Raw genomic sequence first — 18,694 nt, 5'->3', positions numbered from 1 at the left:
AACAAAGGCTTCGATCCACGGCATCAGGCTTGCCCTACGTGAGACAGCTGTTGGGTTTCGTAAGCGGTTGCGTCGTCATGCTGCTGCGGTTGCTCGTGGTGGTAGCGGCCGGTATGCAGCGACGACGGCCCGAGCCTTGCATACTTGAACATCAGCGTGATCTCGACGATGAATAGCACCGTGTAGAACAAGACGAACCCGCCGATGCTCAAGTACAGGTCCGAAGGTGCCAGGCTGGAGGCTGACGAGAACGTTGGCAGCACACCGGCGATCGTCCACGGCTGGCGGCCCATTTCGGCGACGATCCAGCCAAACTCGGCGGCGAGCCACGGCAACGGGATCGCCCAGACGCACCAGCGCAGGAACCAGCGCCGGCTCTCATGCGCCACACTGCGTGTGGCGCAGAACCAGAAGGCGAGCACGAATGTCACGAGGAACAGGATGCCCAGACCGACCATCAGCCGGAATGACCAGAACACCGGCGCCACGGGAGGAATCGAGTGCTTGGCCGCCTCGGCGATTTGCGCGTCAGTCGCATTCAGCACGTCCGGTGCATAGCGCTTGACGAGCAGCCCGTAGCCGAGGTTGTTCTTGTGGGCGTCAAACACCGCACGCGTTGCATCGGACGTATCGCCCTGCTTCATCTTTTGCAGCGCCCCGTACGCGACGATACCGTTGCGGATGCGCTGCTCATTCTGAGAGATCAGATCGCACAGCCCGACCACGGGTTCGTCGATCGAGCGCGTGGCGATCAGTCCTAGCGCGTAGGGTATGCGCAGCGCGTAGTCGGTGCGTTGCTCGTCCTGGTTCGGCAATCCGAATATGGTGAACGCAGCCGGTGCCGGCTCGGTGGTCCATTCCGATTCGATCGCGGCGAGCTTGGCTTGCTGCACTTCGCCGGTCGTGTAACCCGATTCGTCGCCGAGCACGATCACGCACAGCGTCGAAGCCAGCCCAAAGCCGGCCGCGACGGCAAATGAGCGCAATGCGAAGTCGACGTCGCGCTTCTTCAACAAATACCACGAGGATACGCCGAGCACGAACATCGCTGCCGTCACATAGCCTGCCGACACGGTATGGACGAACTTGACCTGCGCGACCGGATTGAACACCACCTCAAACAAGCTGGTTAGTTCCATGCGCATCGTCTCGTAATTGAATTCGGCGCCGACCGGATGGTTCATCCAGCCGTTGGCGATCAGTATCCACAACGCCGACAGATTCGAGCCGAGTGCGACGAGGAACGTGACGGTCAGATGCCCGACGCGCGACAGCCGGTTCCAGCCGAAGAACATGAGTCCAACGAATGTCGATTCGAGGAAGAACGCCATCAGGCCTTCCACCGCGAGCGGCACGCCGAAAATATCGCCGACGTAGTGCGAGTAGTACGACCAGTTCGTGCCGAATTGGAACTCCAGCGTGATGCCGGTCACCACGCCCATCGCAAAATTGATGCCAAACAGCTTGGCCCAGAACTGGGTCATGTCCTTGTAGACCTGCTTGCGGGTCATCACATAGACGGCTTCCATGATGACCAACAGCCAGGACAAGCCTAGCGTCAGTGGGACGAAAAGAAAGTGGTACAGCGCAGTAATGGCGAACTGCAGCCGCGAAAGGTCGACGACTTCGCTACTTATCATGATGATCACCTGAAGCGGGCGGATGTGATGCGGGCACCGATAACAGCGCTTGCGCGACCTGAGCTGGCGGCAGTTCCATGTGCGGTGCCTGGGGATGACTGAACAACGTGTACTTGAAGACGAGCAGGATCGCGACCTTGGCCATCACAACCAGTGTCAACTCGCGAACCAGTCCAGGGCGGTGCCAAATTGCGGCTAGCATACCGGGGCGCTGTGCAGGGCCGGCACGGTCGGTATCGGTGCTACGGCGAACGTCGTGGCTGAGCATAGTGTTTCGTGGGCTGCGCGGCAGGCGCGACTTCAACGAAACGCATTTTATAGGTGGGGGGTAATGAGGGACAGTTATTGCGACGCGTCAAACCGCCGCATTTTCACCGCACTGCGGCCCCGCGCAGCGGGATTGTGTCGATTTGTCGCGGTGCAAACAAAAACCCGGCCGAAGCCGGGTCTGACGAGTGCGCGCGGTAAACGCTCACGCGTACTGCTGCAGTGCGCCGCGCATCTTCTTCATCGCGCTCGCCTCGATTTGGCGGATGCGCTCAGCGGACACGCCGAACTCGTCAGCTAGTTCGTGCAGCGTCGCGCCGCCCGAGCCGTCGTCGTGTACTTGCAGCCAGCGCGCTTCGATGATGCGACGGCTGCGCGCATCGAGGGATTCAAGTGCATCGGCCAGGCCTTCAGTCTGCAGCAGGTCGCGCTGGCGTGAAGCGAGCACCGCGGTCGGCTCGGTACGCGAGTCGGCCAGGTAGGCGATCGGCGCGAATGATTCCTCGCCATCCTCGAACTGCCCTTCGAGCGCGATATCGCCGCCGGCCAGCCGCGTTTCCATCTCGGTCACTTCTTCGCGCTTGACGTTCAGTTCCTTCGCGAGCCCTTCGATCTCGTCCGGTGTGAAGGGCTGCATGCCCTGCTTATGTCTGCGCAGATTGAAGAACAGCTTGCGCTGCGCTTTTGTCGTTGCGACTTTCACCATGCGCCAGTTGCGCAGGATGTATTCGTGGATCTCGGCCTTGATCCAATGAATCGCATACGACACCAGCCGTACGTTCTGGCGCGGATCGAAGCGCTTGACGGCCTTCATCAGGCCGATGTTGCCTTCCTGGATCAGGTCCGCGTGAGGCAGGCCGTAACCCAGATAGTTGCGCGCGATCGACACGACCAGCCGCAGATGCGACAGCACCAGCTGGCGTGCGGCATCCAAGTTGTTCTGTTCGCGGTATTCGATCGCAAGGCGCGTTTCATCGTCCTGCGACAACAGCGGGATCCGGTTGACCGCCTGAATGTAAGCGTCGAGATTACCCAACGTACCCGGCAGCATCGACTTCGGGGCGAGCGCCAGCGCGCCCGCGCCAGCCGGCGCCAGGCTTGCAGGGGTCGGTAGGGTCATTGCGTTGCTCACTCGTTACTCCTTGATGGGCAGCTCCATGCACGACTGCGCAAAAGGCATTCCGCCTTATCTTAGCACTCAACTCCATTGAGTGCTAAATCATTTGAATGCCGATGGCGCCGCAGGTTTGTTTGAACTATTGATATGTCAATTCTAATAGTTATTTGAATTGACATGCCGGCGTGAAAAGAAGTTTCCTCTGGTGTGCGGCTGGGCATGAAGGCACAGAGGGGCGTATTGAGCAGCGATCCACGCGACGACCTAAAATGGCGATCCAACCCCGTTTGTCAGTGCTTGCTTAATATTGGAGAGTAATGAATACGTTCACGACGAAGCACGGCCCGGCAGCGACAACGCGGTGTGTGGCGCGCGCCGCGTTGGTGGCGCTGGCGCTGGCCGCTAGTGCGGCAGCCCACGCGGACCGGTTTGGCGTCCAACTCGGCGGCGGACTCGGAGACCGCCACATCAAGAAGGGCGGACTGGCGCTGATATGGGATCCGGATCTGACATGGTGGGATACGGGATCTTGGCACTTTGTACTGGTCGGTGAGGTCCATGTGTCCTATTGGCGCCAGGACGAAGGCGACGCACATTCGAATATTGGCGAGTTCGGCGTGACGCCGGTCGTGCGTTTCATCAAGAACAGCGGCCAGTTTCGCCCCTTTGTCGAGGCGGGTGTGGGCGTGCGGTTGTTGACGCACCCGCGCATTTCCGAGCGCTTCACTGTCTCCTCGGCGTTCCAGTTCGCGGACATGGTCGGCGTCGGCGCGCAGTTCGGCGAACGTCAGCAATACCAGGCGGGGTTTCGCTTCCAACATGTGTCTAATGGCGGTATCAAGCGGCCCAATCCGGGTATCAATTTCACGCAGTTTCACCTGCAATACAACTTCTGAAGCGGTGCCGCGTTCGGCCCGTTTCGCGTTCGAAGCGAGGTACAGAGGGCGGCCAAGGTTATCGAGACGATCCGGGGCTGGAGCGCGAACGCTTTCAAAAACAATAGTCGACGGCAACGGCGAGTGGCTGGATACGTTGATTGCCGACCACACGAGCTATGTGCCTACGAACGGCAAGCGTTGAAAGCAAGCGTTGAGTAATCGATTCGATCGTCGACTTACGCTAATCATAGCAATAGCCGTAGTGCGACGCGGATGAGGACGTGAAGTGTCGAAGACGAATGCATGCGCGGCCCTGTATGCGGATTGAATGGCCGCTGTCAAACGACCGGCGATGGTCTTGCAAGCGCTTGCCAACGGCGGGTAGGCGATTTGATGCGGTTTTGGCTGGGCGTAGACCGGTACGGATGTCAGCGCGATGAAAGGATTTTGTGGCCCATGCGAAACATTGTGCCGTTGTGCAAATGTGCGTGGAACGCACGCGGATAGCGTGGCTGATCGGCCGCAGCGGCCGATGCGCTCACGCGCACGGCGCCTGTCTCGCTTCCTTCCATCGGGCAACGCGCTCGATGAGTTCGACTTGCTTCACGATGGCCTCGGGTGCCCTCGCGTGGCCATCCAGTACATCCGTTATCCATCGCGCGGTCGTTGCCGCATCCAACGCATCGGGCAGTTCGACCACGGGTGCTTGCGTCGATGCACGTTCAGCATCGACCAGTGTCTCGCATACTTGATCATGCAGCCAATCGACCTGCACCTGGCGTCGGGTATCGGCCGCGGCCTCTCCCTCGGTTCCACGCGCCAGCAACACACCACCGGCTGCCGCCTGCGGGAAATCGCAAAACAGCGCTGATAGGCTGTCACGGTAGGCTGGATGGGTATAGTTGACCAGCCGCAGTCCCGGTTCGGCGAACGGCTGCAGCAGCTTGACCAGTGTATGGGTCGTATTGCGCACGCCGAGTGTCGCACGTAGCCCGAGCAAGCGGGACATCTTGGGCGCGAGCACGTCGATCGGCGCGAATGCGAGCCGCGCGTGAGCGAGTGCCGGGTCGATTTCGTCGATCGAGCGTACAGCCGGCAGGTCCAATTCGGCAAAGATTTCGGCGCTGGTCACCCGTCCTGGGTCCACTGTCACGCCATGCACGAGTACCGGCACGCCGCGACGCGCAAGCAACAAGGCGAGCAGCGGTGTGAGGTTTGGCTGCTTGCGCGCGCCGTTGTAGCTCGGTATCGACACGGGGCGGTAGCGATCGCCGCGCGTGGCGAGTAGCCTAAGCGACGCGTGCGCTGCAGCGAGCATCGCTGCCAGCTCCTGCGGCGTCTCGCCCTTGACTCTGTAGGCGAGCACCACTGCGCCCAACTCGACATCGGAGACGCGCCCGTCGAGCATCGCGGCATAGAGCGCATAGGCATCATCGTGTGAAAGCGCGCGTGCGCCGCGCGCTCCTCGTCCGATTTCCTTGATCAACGGCGCACAACGAAAATTTGTGCTGCCGGAGGGGCTCTCAAACAAAGGGTTTGATTCGATCATGACATTGGGCAACCGATGCACCGGCTACGCAAGCGCGTGTGCCGACGCGATCAGCCGTTTCACTTCGGGAATGCAGGAACCACACTGAGTACCGCATCCAAGGCTTTGCTGCAAGTGCGCAAGATAGGCCACGCCGGATTGGAGATCGTCACCGGCTTGCAGTTCCGAAAGTGCATCGGTGATCGAACGTTCGCTGCCCCCGACGCAGTTGCATATTGTCTTGTCGCGTGCAGGCGGCGCCGAGCCAGCGTTCAGCGCAGAGCGCAGCAGTAGGCGGGTGAGCGGTGTGACCCGCTCGCCGGCATGGTCGTACAGGTTCGGGGCGCGCTTGAGCCACGCTTTAAGCGTGCGTACGCCGGCCATTGCGTTGCCGACCGTCACGAGCCTCATCCTCGTCACCATGCCTGTGCGTCGATGGGGACCGCGCATCGCACATCGACGCACGGTCACGGCTGGATTGAACGATAGAAGACGACTTGTATGCTCATTTCGCTTAAACATCACGCTATGATGTGTTTGTGTGCGATGTCCGATCGAGCTGTTCTGGGCCGTGCAGCGATGGTGCGGTATGGCGCCACGCTGGACCCTGCGCGCACTGCTGTGTGCCACGCGACGACGGGCCGGCCTGCGCCGCTCTCGTGGTATCCCGCGCCATTACGGCGGCGCGGCGCAAGCCGCGATGGGTGAAGCACTCGGAGGACCGCGTCACTGCCGCAGTGATCGGTCTCGGTTTAAACTTGGGCGTTTCGTCCAATGCGTGCGCCGCGCCGGTCGGACCGCGGGCGGCTATCGATGTAGTGCTCACACGCGTCAGGAGAGCATGTGATGGATTATTTATTCGACGTGCCGACCCCTGCGGTGCCGGTGGCGCAGTCGTCCGATAGGTTTCCGGTGCGTCGTATCTATTGTGTCGGGCGCAACTACGAAGCGCACGCGCTCGAGATGGGCCACGACCCGCAACGCGAGCCGCCCTTTTTTTTCAGCAAGCCCGCCGACGCGGTGCTGTATGTGGCGCCCGGGACCGTAGGCGAATTTCCTTATCCGCCTGAGTCGGGCGAGGTTCACCACGAGATGGAACTGGTCGTGGCGATCGGACGCGGGGGACACGATATCCCGGTGGAGCACGCGCTGGAGCATGTGTACGGCTACGCGCTCGGGCTGGACATGACGCGCCGCGATTTGCAGGCGCAGGCCAAGAAGCTGGGCCGTCCTTGGGACATGGCCAAGGGGTTTGACCTGTCCGCGCCGATCGGGCCGATTTATCCGGTATCGCAGATCGGGCACGTTGCCGCCGGCCAATTGTGGCTGACGGTCAATGGCGCGCCGCGACAGCGCGCGGACGTGTCGGCGATGCGCTGGCCGGTGCCGGAAACGATCGCCTACTTATCGCGGTTCATTACTCTGGCGGCGGGCGACCTGGTCTATACCGGAACGCCGGAAGGGGTGGCGGCGGTCGCGAAGGGCGATGTGCTCGAAGGCGGCCTAGACGGATTCGACATACTGACATTGCGTGTAGTCTGACACGCGCGTCGCGTCGCGTCGTAGGAGCAGGCTCATGAAGCTGTACCGCTATTTCTGTAGTGCTGCGTCGTTTCGTGTTCGCATCGCGCTGAATCTAAAGCACCTATCATATGAGGATGTGCCCGTGCACCTGCTGAAGGATGGCGGCCAGCGCGCCACGCTTCAACATCGACTTGGTGTCCTTTGCCGCGATCCAGCGCCTCTTTGATAACGCGATGCAATTAGACACATTTTGCCATGCTATGCCTGCCGCTCAGCCGGATGCCGAATGAGTTGGGCTGAATCATTGCCGTTCTTCGGATCGACCTATGCGTCGGGCTTCGGATTGTGCGCGAGCCTGATCGTCGCGATCGGCGCGCAGAATGCGTATGTGCTGCGACAGGGTCTCAAACGCGTGCACGTCGGGATGGTTGTCGCGATCTGCGCGTCGATCGATATCATGCTCATCGCGGCGGGCGTCGCTGGCATGGGCGCGTTGATGACCCGGGTGCCGGCGTTGCTCGTGGTGGTCAAATACGTCGGCGCGCTGTTTGTATTCCTGTATGGCCTGCGCGCGCTGTACAGCGCGTGGAAAGGGCCGGGCCACCTCGATGCATCGGATCAGGACGGTGCGCAGTCGGCGGTTGGCATGGCCGGCACAATCGTCGCATTATCGCTGCTCAATCCGCATGTCTATCTCGATACCGTCGTGCTGCTCGGCGCGGTCGGCGGCCGCCATCCATGGCCGGCCAACCTGTGGTTCGCGCTCGGCGCGATGAGCGCGTCACTCGTATGGTTCTGCGCACTCGGCTATGGCGCGCGGCTGTTACGGCCGGTGTTCGAAAAAGACGTCGCGTGGCGCGTGCTCGATGTGCTGATCGCCTGCGTGATGGGTTGGATCGCGCTGATGCTGGTGTCAGGCGGCTAATCGGGACGGGGCACGCGTTGCGCCGCGTGCCTACCCGAGCAGCGCGTCGGCAAATTCGGCGGCGACGAACGGTTGCAGATCCTCGACCTTCTCGCCAACGCCGATGAAATACACCGGCACCGGGCGTTGGCGCGCAATTGCGGCCAGGATGCCGCCTTTGGCGGTACCGTCCAGCTTCGTGACGATGAGTCCCGTCAATCCCAGCGCCTCGTCGAACGCCTTCACCTGGGCCAACGCGTTCTGGCCGGTATTCGCATCGAGCACCAGCAGTATTTCGTGCGGGGCGCCGTCCATCGCCTTGCCGATCACCCGCTTGACCTTGCGTAGCTCCTCCATCAGATGCAACTGGGTCGGTAAGCGTCCGGCGGTGTCCGCCATCAGCACGTCGATGCCGCGCGCGCGCGCGGCGCCGACCGCGTCGAAGATTACCGCGGCTGGGTCACCGCTTTCCTGCTGGATCACAGCGACGTTGTTGCGCTGGCCCCAGATCACCAACTGCTCACGCGCGGCAGCGCGGAACGTGTCGCCGGCGGCCAGCATCACCGACTGGTTAAACGACTGTAGGTGCTTGGCGAGCTTGCCGATGCTCGTAGTCTTGCCGGCCCCGTTGACGCCGGCAATCATCATCACCAGCGGTTGTGCGCGGCCGAGCACCATCGATTGCTCAAGCGGCGTGAGCAATTCGATCAACAGCGTGCGCAACGCCGCCTTGACCTGTTGTGCGTCAGTCAGTCGCTCGCTGCGGACCTTCTGGCGCAGCGCATCGAGCAGGTAAGTGGTGGCGTCCACACCGGCATCCGCCATCAACAACGCGGTCTCGAGCTCCTCAAACAGCGCCTCGTCGACCTTCACGCCGATGAAAATGCCGGTCAGACTCGAGCTGGTTTTGGTCAGCCCCGATTTCAACCGGCTGAGCCACGAGCGCTTGGCGGCCGGCTCGGGAGCAGGGGGCGGCACGATCTCGACGGTCTCTTCGCCCTCGTCGCCGACGGGCTGCTGCGTGGCGGTTCCAGCAGGCTTGGCGGGCAAGGGCCGCGATGCCACGTCGGACGCAGATCGGGCCGAGACTTCCGCAACGGGCGGCGGGGCTGTAGACGGTGTGATGTTAGGCGAGGCGACGGGTGCCGCGGTGGCCGTGACGGCTAATGGGGGGGCTGACGCCGGTGCAGCGGCCGCTGTTGGCGAAGTAACGGGCGCTGGTGAAGCCGCGGGCGCGTCAGCGCCAGCAGGTGTTGACGGCGCCGCAGATGATGGCGAGAGCGCCGGCGCCGGCGAAGCCGCGGGTGGGGATGACGTCCCGGATGCTAATGCGGCGGCCGGCTGGGCTGATCCGACGGAGGAGGGCACGGGTCCTGGCGCGCCGGTTGCGCCCAGCGTGTTGCTTGGCGCCGGGGCAGTGGCCGATGCCGGTGCCAGGGCTGGTGGCGCGGTAGGTGCAGCGGGTGCAGTCGGCACGACCCGCACACTACGCGCTTCAGACGCGTCCGGGGCGGCCGGCGTGCCGGACGTGGTGGTTTGCGAGGCGGAATCCGCTACGGGCGCGTCTTGCTTCTGGCTGGACGCATCGCCCTTCCTGAATCGTTTGAAAAAGCTGAACATGGTTCGCAATGTGGCGGTACGCGCGCCGCGGGCGGGCGACGTCGGGGCCGGCAACGGAGCGCCGGGGGCAGATCGGACATTCTAGCAGAGCGCTGCATGTGTTTCTGAGCTTGCGCTCCGGCTATGATAAGGTTGCTCTCTTCCAACCCCGGCGCGGGAGGATGGCTGGTTGCGCGCGGCGACGGCGGCCGTTCCCGCGCCACGACAGCCTAATGGAATGAATCGATGAGCCATTCGTCCCGCACGCGTGCCCGTGCGCCTTTTGCCGCCCCCGCCGGTGCGCAAACGCGTGCCGCCGGTGCCGCAGCTTCGCGCCGCGTTGCCGCGACACGTCACGCGCCGCACCAGGTCCGCCTCATCGGTGGCATCTGGAAGCGTACGCCGCTGCCGGTCCTCAATCTGGCGGGGCTCAGGCCGACGCCGGACCGTGTGCGCGAAACTTTATTCAACTGGCTGGGCCAGCAACTGGATGGCCTGGTGTGCCTGGACCTATTCGCTGGCACCGGGGCGCTCGGCTTCGAAGCCGCATCGCGCGGCGCGCAACGTGTGGTGATGGTCGAGCGCGATGCGCGCGCGGCGGCGCAACTAGGCGCAATCCAGCAAAAGTTGGATGCGCGGGCAATCGAGATCGTGCAGGCCGATGCGTTGCGGCTGGCGGCCGGCCTCACGCCGGCGGGGTTCGACATCGTGTTCCTTGACCCGCCGTTCGATGCCGACCTGCTTGGGCGCGCGCTGACACTTGCGTTGCCGCTGGTGGCGCCCGGCGGTGCGATCTATGTCGAATCCGGTGCGCCATTGGCTGCGGTGCGCAACGCCCAAGGGCAGCAGGGCGTCGCCGCCACGCCCGGCTGGCCGTCACTGCAGGGATGGCGCATCGTACGCCACGCGCGCGCCGGCGCGGTGCATTATCATTTGCTGCGGCGCGAAAATGGTGAATAATGCGCGTTCAAAAACGAGCTGGCGGCGTTTTCCCGCGACGTCACGCCGGCCACCGCTGTACCGGTCCCGCTTGCCGCTGGGCATTGTGAAGCGAGTGCCGGCGCTACCGTGCATCGTGCCGCCGGCTTGTTAAGCGAGAGGAGAATATGTGATGGTAGTCGCGGTCTATCCCGGTACGTTTGATCCGCTCACCCGCGGTCATGAAGATCTTGTGCGCCGTGCCTCCAGCATTTTTGACACGCTGGTGGTCGGGGTTGCCGATAGTCGCAACAAGAAGCCGTTTTTCTCGTTGCAGGAGCGCCTGGACATCGCGCAGGAGGTGTTGGGTCACTATCCCAATGTGAAAGTGATGAGTTTCTCGGGGCTGCTCAAAGACTTTGTCCGCGCCAACCATGCCCGGGTGATCGTGCGCGGCCTGCGTGCCGTGTCGGACTTCGAATATGAATTCCAGATGGCGGGAATGAACCGCTACCTGCTGCCGGACGTCGAAACGATGTTCATGACGCCGTCCGATCAATATCAATTCATTTCGGGCACGATCGTGCGGGAAATCGCGCAGTTGGGCGGCGATGTCAGCAAGTTCGTGTTTCCTTCGGTTGAGAGGTGGCTCAAGGACAAGGTCGCCGGCGCCTCTCGTGCCGCGGCCGGCGGGTGAAGTACCGCTTGAGCCCACTGACGCAGCGGCAGCGGTATTGTCGAAGCGGCGCGGTCTATCGCATTGGGCTTGGAGGCCACCGAGCGGACGTTCTTACTTTGCACGGACCGGACATCCTCACCTTGCGCTGACACGCAACGTTGCACAGCCGAGAAGCAGGCCAGAAAAGTTATAATAAATTGTTTTTCCTCGGAAAGTTGGTGGCCGTATGGCTTTGATGATTACCGACGAGTGCATCAATTGCGACGTCTGCGAGCCCGAGTGCCCGAACGGCGCAATTTCGATGGGGCCGGAAATCTATTTGATCGATCCGAATCAATGCACTGAGTGCGTCGGTCATTTCAACGAGCCGCAGTGCGTCCAGGTGTGTCCCGTCGAGTGCATTCCGGTGAACCCTGAGCGGGTTGAGAGCCGCGAGCAGCTAATGGACAAGTATCGCGCGCTGATGGCGGCCGATCAGCGCGCCGACGGCGAGCGATGAGCCACTTTGCGCTAGTTTAATCATCCTGTGCCGCCGTTACGCCACGTTATCGTGCTTCAGCGCGGTGTAGTTGCATCATCGCGCGTCCCATCTCCCCGCTGACGATCCATGGCATCACCGCGAGGCTTTTGTGGGTGGCTGCGTCGATGAGTTGCTGTTCCTCCTTGCGCGGCGGTTTCAGCACAAAATTGACCACGTCGGGTTGGGTGCTCGCGCGCGCGCCCTCCGGAACCAAGTCCCGCGGATGGCCGATGCCGATACGCAGACGCCAATATTGCTGCGTCGATAGATGAGCGGAAATATCCTTCAGACCGTTGTGTCCGCCACTGCCGCCGCCTAACTTCAGTTTCGCGACGCCCGGCGGCAAGTCCAACTCGTCATGAACGACGAGGATGGATGGGGGTAGGATTTTGAAGAACTGTGCCACTGCCACCACGGACAACCCGGACCGGTTCATGAACGTTTGGGGCTGCAGCAAGTGGATTTCCTCTCCGTGCAGGCGCGCCTTCGCATAGGTGCCGTGAAAGCGCCGTTCGTCGCGCGGTGTGGCGCCTGCTTCGCGTGCGAGCCGGTCGATGAACCAGAATCCCGCATTGTGCCGCGTGGCTGCGTATTCGGCGCCCGGATTGCCAAGTCCGACAATCAACTTGATCATGACGGTCGTGAATTCGGTTAAAAAAAACCCGCCGGGCATGGCCTCGGCGGGTACTTCGTCCCGCTGATCCGACTTCGTCACATCGTACCAGCGGATCGAGAGGATCGATTCTATTATGTGACAGGCACGCAGTGCTGCGTTCCCGTATGCAGTGTCCGTACCGCGTTAGGCGGCCGGCGTGCCGCCTTCCGACGATTCGCCTGCTTCGTCCGACACCGCGCCCGCGGGCAGCGTTGCCGACACGATCACCGGGTTTTCCTGCGCGCCGTGCGGCGTCAGTTCGACACCGGCCGGCAGCTTGACATCCTTCGCGTGCAACGACTGATTCAACTCGAAGTTGGCCAGATCGACTTCGATGAACTCGGGCAGGTTGCCCGGCAGGCACGATACTTCGATTTCGTTCAGCACGTGCGTGATCACGCCGCCACCGAGCTTCACCGCCGGCGAGCCTTCTTGGTTCATGTAGTGCAGCGGGACTTTCACCGTGATCTTCGTCTTCGCATCGACACGCTGGAAGTCCACGTGCAGCACCAGCCGGCGGAACGGATGGTACTGAACGTCACGCAGCAGCACTTGTTCGGTCGCACCGGCGATCTCGAGATCGAGAATCGACGAATGGAACGCTTCCTTGTTCAGCGCGTGGTACAGCGCATTATGATCCAACTCAATCAACTTCGGTTCGGTGCCAGCGCCGTACACGATTCCCGGCGTCTTGCCGGCATTGCGCAGGCGGCGGCTCGCACCCGTTCCCTGCTGGCTACGCTCGAAAGCGACTACTTTCATGTTGTCTCTCCAATGACTGCCCGCGACCAGGCAGTGGGTCCGGGCAAACTGCCCGGGTCATCAAAACGGGGCCATCGAATCCGGCATGGATTCAGTCAACCCCGAAATACGCGGCGCGCGTTCGTGACTGCGCACCGCGGGCCGGCAGCGCCACTCAATGGTGGCTTTGCCGAAATACAGCCATCGTCAATGTTCGGCGAACAGCGACATCACCGAGTCACCGCGACGAATCCGCGAGAACGTCTCGGCGAGCAGGCCCGCACATGACAGCGCGCGGATCCGCGAGCATTCCAACGCGTCCTTTCCGAGCGGAATCGTGTCGGTGACGACCAGCTCGTCGAGCGCCGAGTCCGCGATGCGCTGGATCGCACCACCGGATAGCACGGGATGCGTCGCATACGCGAACACCTTCTTCGCGCCGCGCTCCTTCAGCACTTGGGCGGCCTTGCACAGCGTGCCGGCGGTGTCGACCATGTCGTCCATGATCACGCACGTGCGACCCTCGACTTCGCCGATAATGTTCATCACTTCGGCGACGTTCGCCTTCGGGCGGCGTTTGTCGATGATCGCCAGATCGGTGTTCAGCTGCTTTGCCAGCGCACGTGCGCGTACCACGCCGCCCACGTCCGGTGACACGACCAGCAAGTCGTCGTATGCTTGCTTGCGCAGGTCGCCGAGTAGTACCGGCGTCGCGTAGATGTTGTCAACCGGAATGTCGAAGAAACCCTGAATCTGATCGGCGTGCAGATCCATCGTGATGATCCGTTCAACACCGGCGATTTCCAGCATGTTGGCGACGACCTTCGCGGAGATCGCAACACGCGCCGAGCGCGGGCGGCGGTCCTGCCGCGCATAGCCGAAGTATGGGATGGCGGCCGTGATTCGTCCGGCCGATGCGCGCTTGAGCGCGTCGACCATAATCATCAACTCCATCAGGTTGTCGTTCGTCGGCGCGCAAGTCGACTGCAAGACAAACACATCCTTGCCGCGGACGTTCTCCTGGATCTCGACCTGGATTTCTCCGTCCGAGAAGCGGCTGGCCATCGCCTTGCCAAGAGGAATACCCAGGGTTTTGACGACTTCCTGCGCAAGCGAGGGATTCGCGTTGCCAGTAAATACCATCAGGCCGTCACTGTTCATCGTGCACCTGCTACTCGGGGGGCGTGGCATGGGATGGAGTGTGTGGCGCCAAGGCAAGAGCATGCCCGCGCTATGGGTAACTGGCAGGGGAGGAAGGACTCGAACCCTCGAATGCCGGAATCAAAATCCGGTGCCTTAACCAACTTGGCGACTCCCCTACACGAACCGTCTGCCTGGCCGGGACTCTCGTACCCGACGCGGCGAAACCTTTTATGACGCAAAAGTGTACAACGGATGGCGGTCCAGGCTCGATGCTATCGCACTTTGCCAGCCGACGGGGAGCTTTGCTTGCGCTAACTCCGCTTCCATTCTGCCGGGAAATGCTGCGAACACACTTGCACCCGATCCCGTCATGCGCGCTGGCGCGATGGTCGAAAACCAATCCAACACTTGCGCCACTTCTGCGTATTTTCCCGCGACAATCGGCTGCATGTCGTTTCGGCCAAAATTATCTGGCCAACCCGTCTTGCTTGCCTGATTGTCATCGGCGATGTTTTGCCGTGCAAGAAAGTCCATAATTGTGATGCGTTTAGTGTCTCTTGTCAATGCCTCGGATCGGAAAATTTCAGCGGTCGGCACATGCACCGCGGGTTTAACCACCAGGAACGTGCGCGCCGGCAGCTGAACCGGTTGCAGTTGATCGCCCACGCCTTGCGCAAATGCATTGCGTCCGAATACGAAGAACGGCACGTCGGCGCCCAGTTCCAGGGCCAGCGCTTGCAGCGTCGCACGCGGCAGATGCAGCCGCCATAGCCGGTTCAACGCGAGCAGCGTGGTTGCCGCATCCGAGCTGCCGCCACCGATGCCGGCCCCCATCGGCAGGCGCTTGTCAATGTCAATCTCCACACCGTAGCGGCAACCGCTGTGCTGTTGTAGCAGTTTCGCCGCTCGAACGCTGAGATCGGCCTGCTCGGGGACGCCGTCCAATGGTCGCAGGTGGCGCACCGTGCCATCGTCGCGGCGCCGGAAATGGAGCATGTCGCTCCAGTCCAGTAACTGGAACACCGTCTGTAGCTCGTGATACCCGTCCTCGCGGCGGCCAGTCACATGTAGAAAAAGGTTCAGCTTCGCGGGGGCTGCGCAATCGCGCAGCATGTCTTCGGTTTCAATCATGGTGCTCATCGCGCCGTGCATGCCCGTGCGCGGCTTATTGGTCCAGTACAAGCTTGACCGACAGTGGTGGCGTCGGCCGCGTCAGATTCACGCGCTTGACGCGGCTTGCCGGCGCGTCGGCGTACGCCAGATATTCAATCGTCCAGCCGTCCTGCTCGATGCGGCTCAGGCGGCCGGTGCCGTCAGTCGACGTCGACGCGCGCGAGTCTGGCGACACGGCTGGTTGCAACCAGTAGCGCAGCCCTTCGACCGGCAGTGGGAAGCCCAGTGCGCCCTGCATGAGCTCGGATACGCTCGGCGCCGTCCGTGGCGCCTGGTTGGGCAACTCGAGGGTGGCCAATCCGGGTGCCGATGCGATGATGGCCAGCGTTTGACCGAACGGATTCAGCAGTTGCAGCTTGACGCTCTGGTAAGTCTGCTGCCAATCGAAATGGCCATACGCGTTGCGTGGTTGCCCAGTCTGGTCCTCGTAGCTGACCGCGAAGCGTCCATGGTATGCGTGCACGGTTTGCCTTGCTTGCGCATCGCCCGTGCCGGCAACGGGCGCGGTGGGCCGCTGGGGCGTCGCGCAGCCGGCCAGCAGCGCAGCGAGCCCGATCGCGCCACACCAGTGGCGCATGGTACGCGGCTGTCGCGGGCCGCCTGCGGCGCCGCACAACATGCGGCGAACAGACGATACACGCTGAGCAAGCCGAGCGCGTGACCCGGCCAGTAGGGGAACTCGGTTCATCACAGGTCGTCGATCTGGAAACGTTTCAGTGTCTTGACCAGCGTGTCGTTGTGCGGTTCGAGCTTCTGTGCGTCGCGCCACGCCGCGCGGGCCTGATCGCGATCGCCGTTTTCCCACAGCACTTCGCCCAGATGCGCGCCGATCTCCGCGTTCGGCTGCACGTCGTACGCGCGACGCAGCACCTTGACCGCATCGGCCTTGTTGCCGAGCCGATACTTGATCCAGCCGACGCTGTCCATGATGAACGCATCGTTCGGTGCCAGTGATGATGCTTTCTCGATCAGCTTGTTGGCCTCGTCCAGCTGTTGGTTGCGGTCCGCGAGCGAATAGCCCAGTGCGTTATAAGCCTGCGGGTTCTCCGGTTGCAGCCGGATCAGATCGCGCAATTGCTTTTCCATGACGTCGTAGTGACCGTTGCGTTCGGCGGCCATCGCGTAGTCGTAGAGCAGGTCCGGATCGTCCGGGAACGCCTTGGCCGCTTGCGCGAGCCGCGTCTCAGCTTGGGCATAGCGCTTGGCGTCGAACAGGATCGCGCCGTCGGTGCGCGCGATCAGCGCCGCTTCGCTCGACGACGCCGGCTTGAGTGCGGCGAGCTGGTTGCGCGCGTCATCGACCTTGCCGTCGCGCGCGATGATTTGCGCGCGCGTGATGTGTCCCGCTAGGTATTGCGTGCTGCCGGGCGGGATCTTGTCCAGCCATTGCGACGCAGCCTGGTCATCCTTTTGCTCGAGCGCGATCTGCGCCAAATACAGGTATGCCTGGCCTGGATCGGCTTTTGGCTGGCTCTGCGCGGCCGCGACATACTGTTGCAGGTATTGCTTCGCGCTCGGCAAGTGCCGCTGTTGGATCTCGATCAGCGCGAGCGCCATCAATGGCAGCAGGTCGTGGCTGTCGTCGTTGGCCAGTCGCGTGAACTCGAGCTTCGCGTCGTCCAACCGGTCGCTGGCCAGATACAACTGGGCGAGCGACATCCGCGCCTCGCGCGCCTGCGGATGCTTCCGAACATATTGCGACAGCCGCTGCGTGGCCTCCGCGCAATCCTGCGGGCCGAGTTGCGCGAGCAGCAGCACCGCAGGCAGGAAGTCGGGCTTTTCCTTCAGCGCGGTGTGCAGCGACTGGCGTGCACCATCGCGGTCCTGCGCAAGCGCCTGCTGCCGGGCGATCGCGTAGTTCGCCTCTGGCTTGTCCATGTCGTGGCGCAACAATTTTTGCAGCACATGCAGGCCCGACGTGCGGTTTGGGCTGCGCGCCAGCAGCATTTGCAGCCCGATCAGCGCATTGCCGCGATGGTCCGGCGCGACCTTGGCCAATTGCTGCTCCAGCAGCGGCTTGGCTTCGTCGGGCTTGCCGGCCAGCACCAGCAGCGACGCATCGATTTGCGCGGCACGGTCCGACTGAGGCGCGTACTGTTGCCACAGCTGTGCCGCGTTCAGCGCGTCGACCGGACTTTGCGCAAGCAGCGCGATTTCCGTGGCACGCTGCGCGAAGCGCGGATCCGTGGTGTCGCGGGCCAGCGCCAGATAAGTTTGGTAGGCCGGCGCGGGCTGGTTGCGCTGCAGGGCGATCTCGGCAGCCAGCACCTGGTAGACCACCTGACTAGTCAGCGGCAGGCGCGGTAGCGCCTTCTGCTCATCGGGCGTCGGCGTGCTGATGATATCGGTCAATTCCGGCGAGTCGTTGTCTTGCGCGGCGGCGGGCCGTGCGAGCAAGAGCGAGACGACAAGCAACGCAGCGGCCGCCGCCGGGCGCGCTGGGCTCCGGTGGAGCAGCTTGGCAAGAAGCAGATTCATGAAAATCCAATCAATGTTTCAATGGATTGTAACGCGGTGGCTACAATAGCGGGCGTGGACCACGAGGTGTCCATCCGCTTGCCTGTTAGACATGCCAGAATTGCCGGAAGTTGAAGTGACGCGACGCGGAGTCGAACCGTATGTCGCTGGACGACGCGTGCAGCGCGTTGACGTGCGTAATTTCGCGCTGCGCTGGCCGGTGCCGGCTACGCTGGCGCGCGAGCTTGAGCAACGCGTGATCCACAAAGTGGAACGGCGCGGTAAGTACCTGTTGTTCGAACTGGACGACGGCTGGCTCATCGTGCACTTGGGAATGACCGGCACGCTGCGCGTGCTGCGCCACCTGCCCGCGTTGCCGCCCGCCGCCCGGCACGATCATATCGACTGGATCTTCGATGAGTTCGTGATGCGCTTTCGCGACCCGCGCCGCTTCGGTGCGGTGTTGTGGCACCCGCGCGCGGTGGGCGACGTGCTCGAGCACCCATTACTGGCCAGCCTTGGAGTCGAGCCTTTTTCGAGCGCGTTTTCGGGCACGCTGCTGCATCGTCGCACGCGCGGGCGCACGGTGTCGATCAAGCAGGCGCTGATGGCCGGCGACATCGTCGTCGGCGTGGGCAACATCTATGCGTCCGAGAGCCTGTTTCGCGCCGGCATTCGGCCGAGTACGCCGGCGGGACGCGTGTCGCTGCCGCGCTACGAACTGCTTGCCGACGCCATTCGCGCGACACTGGCGGCGGCAATCGACAAGGGTGGCAGCACGTTGCGCGACTTTGTCGGCAGCCACGGCGAGCGCGGTTATTTCCAACTCGACTATTTCGTCTATGATCGGGCCGGCTTGCCTTGCCATGCCTGCGGCGTGCCGATCCGGCACATCATGCAAGGGCAGCGCTCGACCTATTACTGCACGCGCTGCCAGCGCTGAATTGACCC

General features: G+C 62.6%; 19 protein-coding genes, 1 tRNA gene and 1 pseudogene. 8 read left to right on the top strand and 13 right to left on the bottom strand.

The annotated features are described in order from the left end of the window. Positions 1 to 23: 23 nt before the first annotated feature. The 3 genes from KQH60_RS13445 to rpoH form a co-directional block, all read right to left on the bottom strand. Positions 24 to 1,640, bottom strand: coding sequence for a cytochrome ubiquinol oxidase subunit I (locus KQH60_RS13445; protein ID WP_237576928.1), 1,617 nt, complete (start codon positions 1,638 to 1,640; stop codon positions 24 to 26). Beyond that, positions 1,630 to 1,842, bottom strand: coding sequence for a cytochrome oxidase putative small subunit CydP (gene cydP / locus KQH60_RS13440; protein ID WP_237576927.1), 213 nt, complete (start codon positions 1,840 to 1,842; stop codon positions 1,630 to 1,632). The genes KQH60_RS13445 and cydP overlap by 11 nt, the downstream gene beginning before the upstream one ends. Positions 1,843 to 2,112: 270 nt before the next feature. Then, positions 2,113 to 3,039, bottom strand: a complete 927-nt coding sequence (gene rpoH, locus KQH60_RS13435; RefSeq protein WP_237576926.1) for an RNA polymerase sigma factor RpoH — start codon at positions 3,037 to 3,039, stop codon at positions 2,113 to 2,115. A 302-nt stretch (positions 3,040 to 3,341) separates the two neighbouring features. Here rpoH and KQH60_RS13430 point away from each other — a divergent pair, with 302 nt between their 5' ends. After that, entirely contained in the window at positions 3,342 to 3,920 is a 579-nt protein-coding gene (locus tag KQH60_RS13430) for an acyloxyacyl hydrolase (RefSeq protein ID WP_237576925.1), read from the top strand. Positions 3,921 to 4,440: 520 nt separating this feature from the next. Here KQH60_RS13430 and ybiB read toward each other — a convergent pair. Together ybiB and KQH60_RS13420 are read right to left on the bottom strand one after the other, a co-directional pair. Continuing rightward, entirely contained in the window at positions 4,441 to 5,451 is a 1,011-nt protein-coding gene (ybiB, locus tag KQH60_RS13425; RefSeq protein WP_237576924.1) for a DNA-binding protein YbiB, read from the bottom strand. Positions 5,452 to 5,475: 24 nt separating this feature from the next. Beyond that, positions 5,476 to 5,841, bottom strand: a complete 366-nt coding sequence (locus KQH60_RS13420) for a bacterioferritin-associated ferredoxin (RefSeq protein ID WP_237576923.1) — start codon at positions 5,839 to 5,841, stop codon at positions 5,476 to 5,478. A 435-nt stretch (positions 5,842 to 6,276) separates the two neighbouring features. Here KQH60_RS13420 and KQH60_RS13415 point away from each other — a divergent pair, with 435 nt between their 5' ends. The 3 genes and pseudogenes from KQH60_RS13415 to KQH60_RS13405 all read left to right on the top strand — a co-directional run bounded on the left by KQH60_RS13415 (position 6,277) and on the right by KQH60_RS13405 (position 7,879). Further along, positions 6,277 to 6,972: a fumarylacetoacetate hydrolase family protein gene (locus KQH60_RS13415; protein ID WP_237576922.1), complete on the top strand. Its 696-nt coding sequence runs from the start codon at positions 6,277 to 6,279 to the stop codon at positions 6,970 to 6,972. A 34-nt stretch (positions 6,973 to 7,006) separates the two neighbouring features. After that, positions 7,007 to 7,126 (top strand): annotated as a pseudogene (locus KQH60_RS13410) (maleylacetoacetate isomerase); the annotation flags it as partial. Positions 7,127 to 7,240: 114 nt separating this feature from the next. After that, positions 7,241 to 7,879: a LysE/ArgO family amino acid transporter gene (locus KQH60_RS13405; RefSeq protein WP_237576921.1), complete on the top strand. Its 639-nt coding sequence runs from the start codon at positions 7,241 to 7,243 to the stop codon at positions 7,877 to 7,879. A gap of 30 nt (positions 7,880 to 7,909) precedes the next feature. Here the strand turns inward: KQH60_RS13405 and ftsY are convergent, their stop codons facing one another. Next, entirely contained in the window at positions 7,910 to 9,226 is a 1,317-nt protein-coding gene (ftsY, locus tag KQH60_RS13400; RefSeq protein WP_237576978.1) for a signal recognition particle-docking protein FtsY, read from the bottom strand. A 477-nt stretch (positions 9,227 to 9,703) separates the two neighbouring features. Between ftsY and rsmD the strand changes: the two genes are divergently transcribed. The 3 genes from rsmD (at position 9,704) to KQH60_RS13385 (ending at position 11,553) form a co-directional block, all read left to right on the top strand. Then, positions 9,704 to 10,417: a 16S rRNA (guanine(966)-N(2))-methyltransferase RsmD gene (rsmD, locus tag KQH60_RS13395; protein WP_237576920.1), complete on the top strand. Its 714-nt coding sequence runs from the start codon at positions 9,704 to 9,706 to the stop codon at positions 10,415 to 10,417. A 151-nt stretch (positions 10,418 to 10,568) separates the two neighbouring features. Continuing rightward, a complete protein-coding gene (gene coaD / locus KQH60_RS13390) occupies positions 10,569 to 11,072 on the top strand; it encodes a pantetheine-phosphate adenylyltransferase (RefSeq protein ID WP_237576977.1) in 504 nt (167 codons plus the stop codon). 208 nt (positions 11,073 to 11,280) lie between these two features. Then, on the top strand, positions 11,281 to 11,553 hold the full coding sequence (locus KQH60_RS13385) for a YfhL family 4Fe-4S dicluster ferredoxin (protein WP_237576919.1): 273 nt from the start codon (positions 11,281 to 11,283) through the stop codon (positions 11,551 to 11,553). Positions 11,554 to 11,599: 46 nt separating this feature from the next. On the opposite strand, the gene pth is transcribed toward KQH60_RS13385, so the two are convergent. The 7 genes from pth to KQH60_RS13350 form a co-directional block, all read right to left on the bottom strand. Next, positions 11,600 to 12,208 carry an aminoacyl-tRNA hydrolase gene (gene pth, locus KQH60_RS13380; RefSeq protein WP_237576918.1) on the bottom strand — a complete coding sequence of 203 codons (609 nt, stop codon included), beginning with the start codon at positions 12,206 to 12,208 and terminating at the stop codon, positions 11,600 to 11,602. 165 nt (positions 12,209 to 12,373) lie between these two features. Then, positions 12,374 to 12,991 carry a 50S ribosomal protein L25/general stress protein Ctc gene (locus KQH60_RS13375; protein ID WP_237576917.1) on the bottom strand — a complete coding sequence of 206 codons (618 nt, stop codon included), beginning with the start codon at positions 12,989 to 12,991 and terminating at the stop codon, positions 12,374 to 12,376. Between the two features lie 186 nt (positions 12,992 to 13,177). Further along, positions 13,178 to 14,131: a ribose-phosphate pyrophosphokinase gene (locus tag KQH60_RS13370; protein WP_237576916.1), complete on the bottom strand. Its 954-nt coding sequence runs from the start codon at positions 14,129 to 14,131 to the stop codon at positions 13,178 to 13,180. Positions 14,132 to 14,212: 81 nt separating this feature from the next. Continuing rightward, positions 14,213 to 14,289: transfer RNA gene (locus KQH60_RS13365), tRNA-Gln, on the bottom strand. A 52-nt stretch (positions 14,290 to 14,341) separates the two neighbouring features. Beyond that, entirely contained in the window at positions 14,342 to 15,244 is a 903-nt protein-coding gene (gene ispE / locus KQH60_RS13360; RefSeq protein WP_237576976.1) for a 4-(cytidine 5'-diphospho)-2-C-methyl-D-erythritol kinase, read from the bottom strand. A gap of 34 nt (positions 15,245 to 15,278) precedes the next feature. Then, the gene (gene lolB / locus KQH60_RS13355) at positions 15,279 to 15,863 is read right to left on the bottom strand and encodes a lipoprotein insertase outer membrane protein LolB (RefSeq protein ID WP_237576975.1); all 585 of its coding nucleotides are present in this window, start codon (positions 15,861 to 15,863) and stop codon (positions 15,279 to 15,281) included. A 110-nt stretch (positions 15,864 to 15,973) separates the two neighbouring features. Next, positions 15,974 to 17,764: a tetratricopeptide repeat protein gene (locus KQH60_RS13350; RefSeq protein WP_237576915.1), complete on the bottom strand. Its 1,791-nt coding sequence runs from the start codon at positions 17,762 to 17,764 to the stop codon at positions 15,974 to 15,976. A 91-nt stretch (positions 17,765 to 17,855) separates the two neighbouring features. Between KQH60_RS13350 and mutM the strand changes: the two genes are divergently transcribed. Next, entirely contained in the window at positions 17,856 to 18,686 is an 831-nt protein-coding gene (gene mutM / locus KQH60_RS13345; RefSeq protein WP_237576914.1) for a bifunctional DNA-formamidopyrimidine glycosylase/DNA-(apurinic or apyrimidinic site) lyase, read from the top strand. Positions 18,687 to 18,694: the final 8 nt, after the last annotated feature.

Source organism: Mycetohabitans sp. B8 (assembly GCF_021991875.1).
In the GTDB taxonomy this organism is placed as follows: domain Bacteria; phylum Pseudomonadota; class Gammaproteobacteria; order Burkholderiales; family Burkholderiaceae; genus Mycetohabitans.
This window is presented reverse-complemented; position numbering and strand designations above follow the sequence as displayed.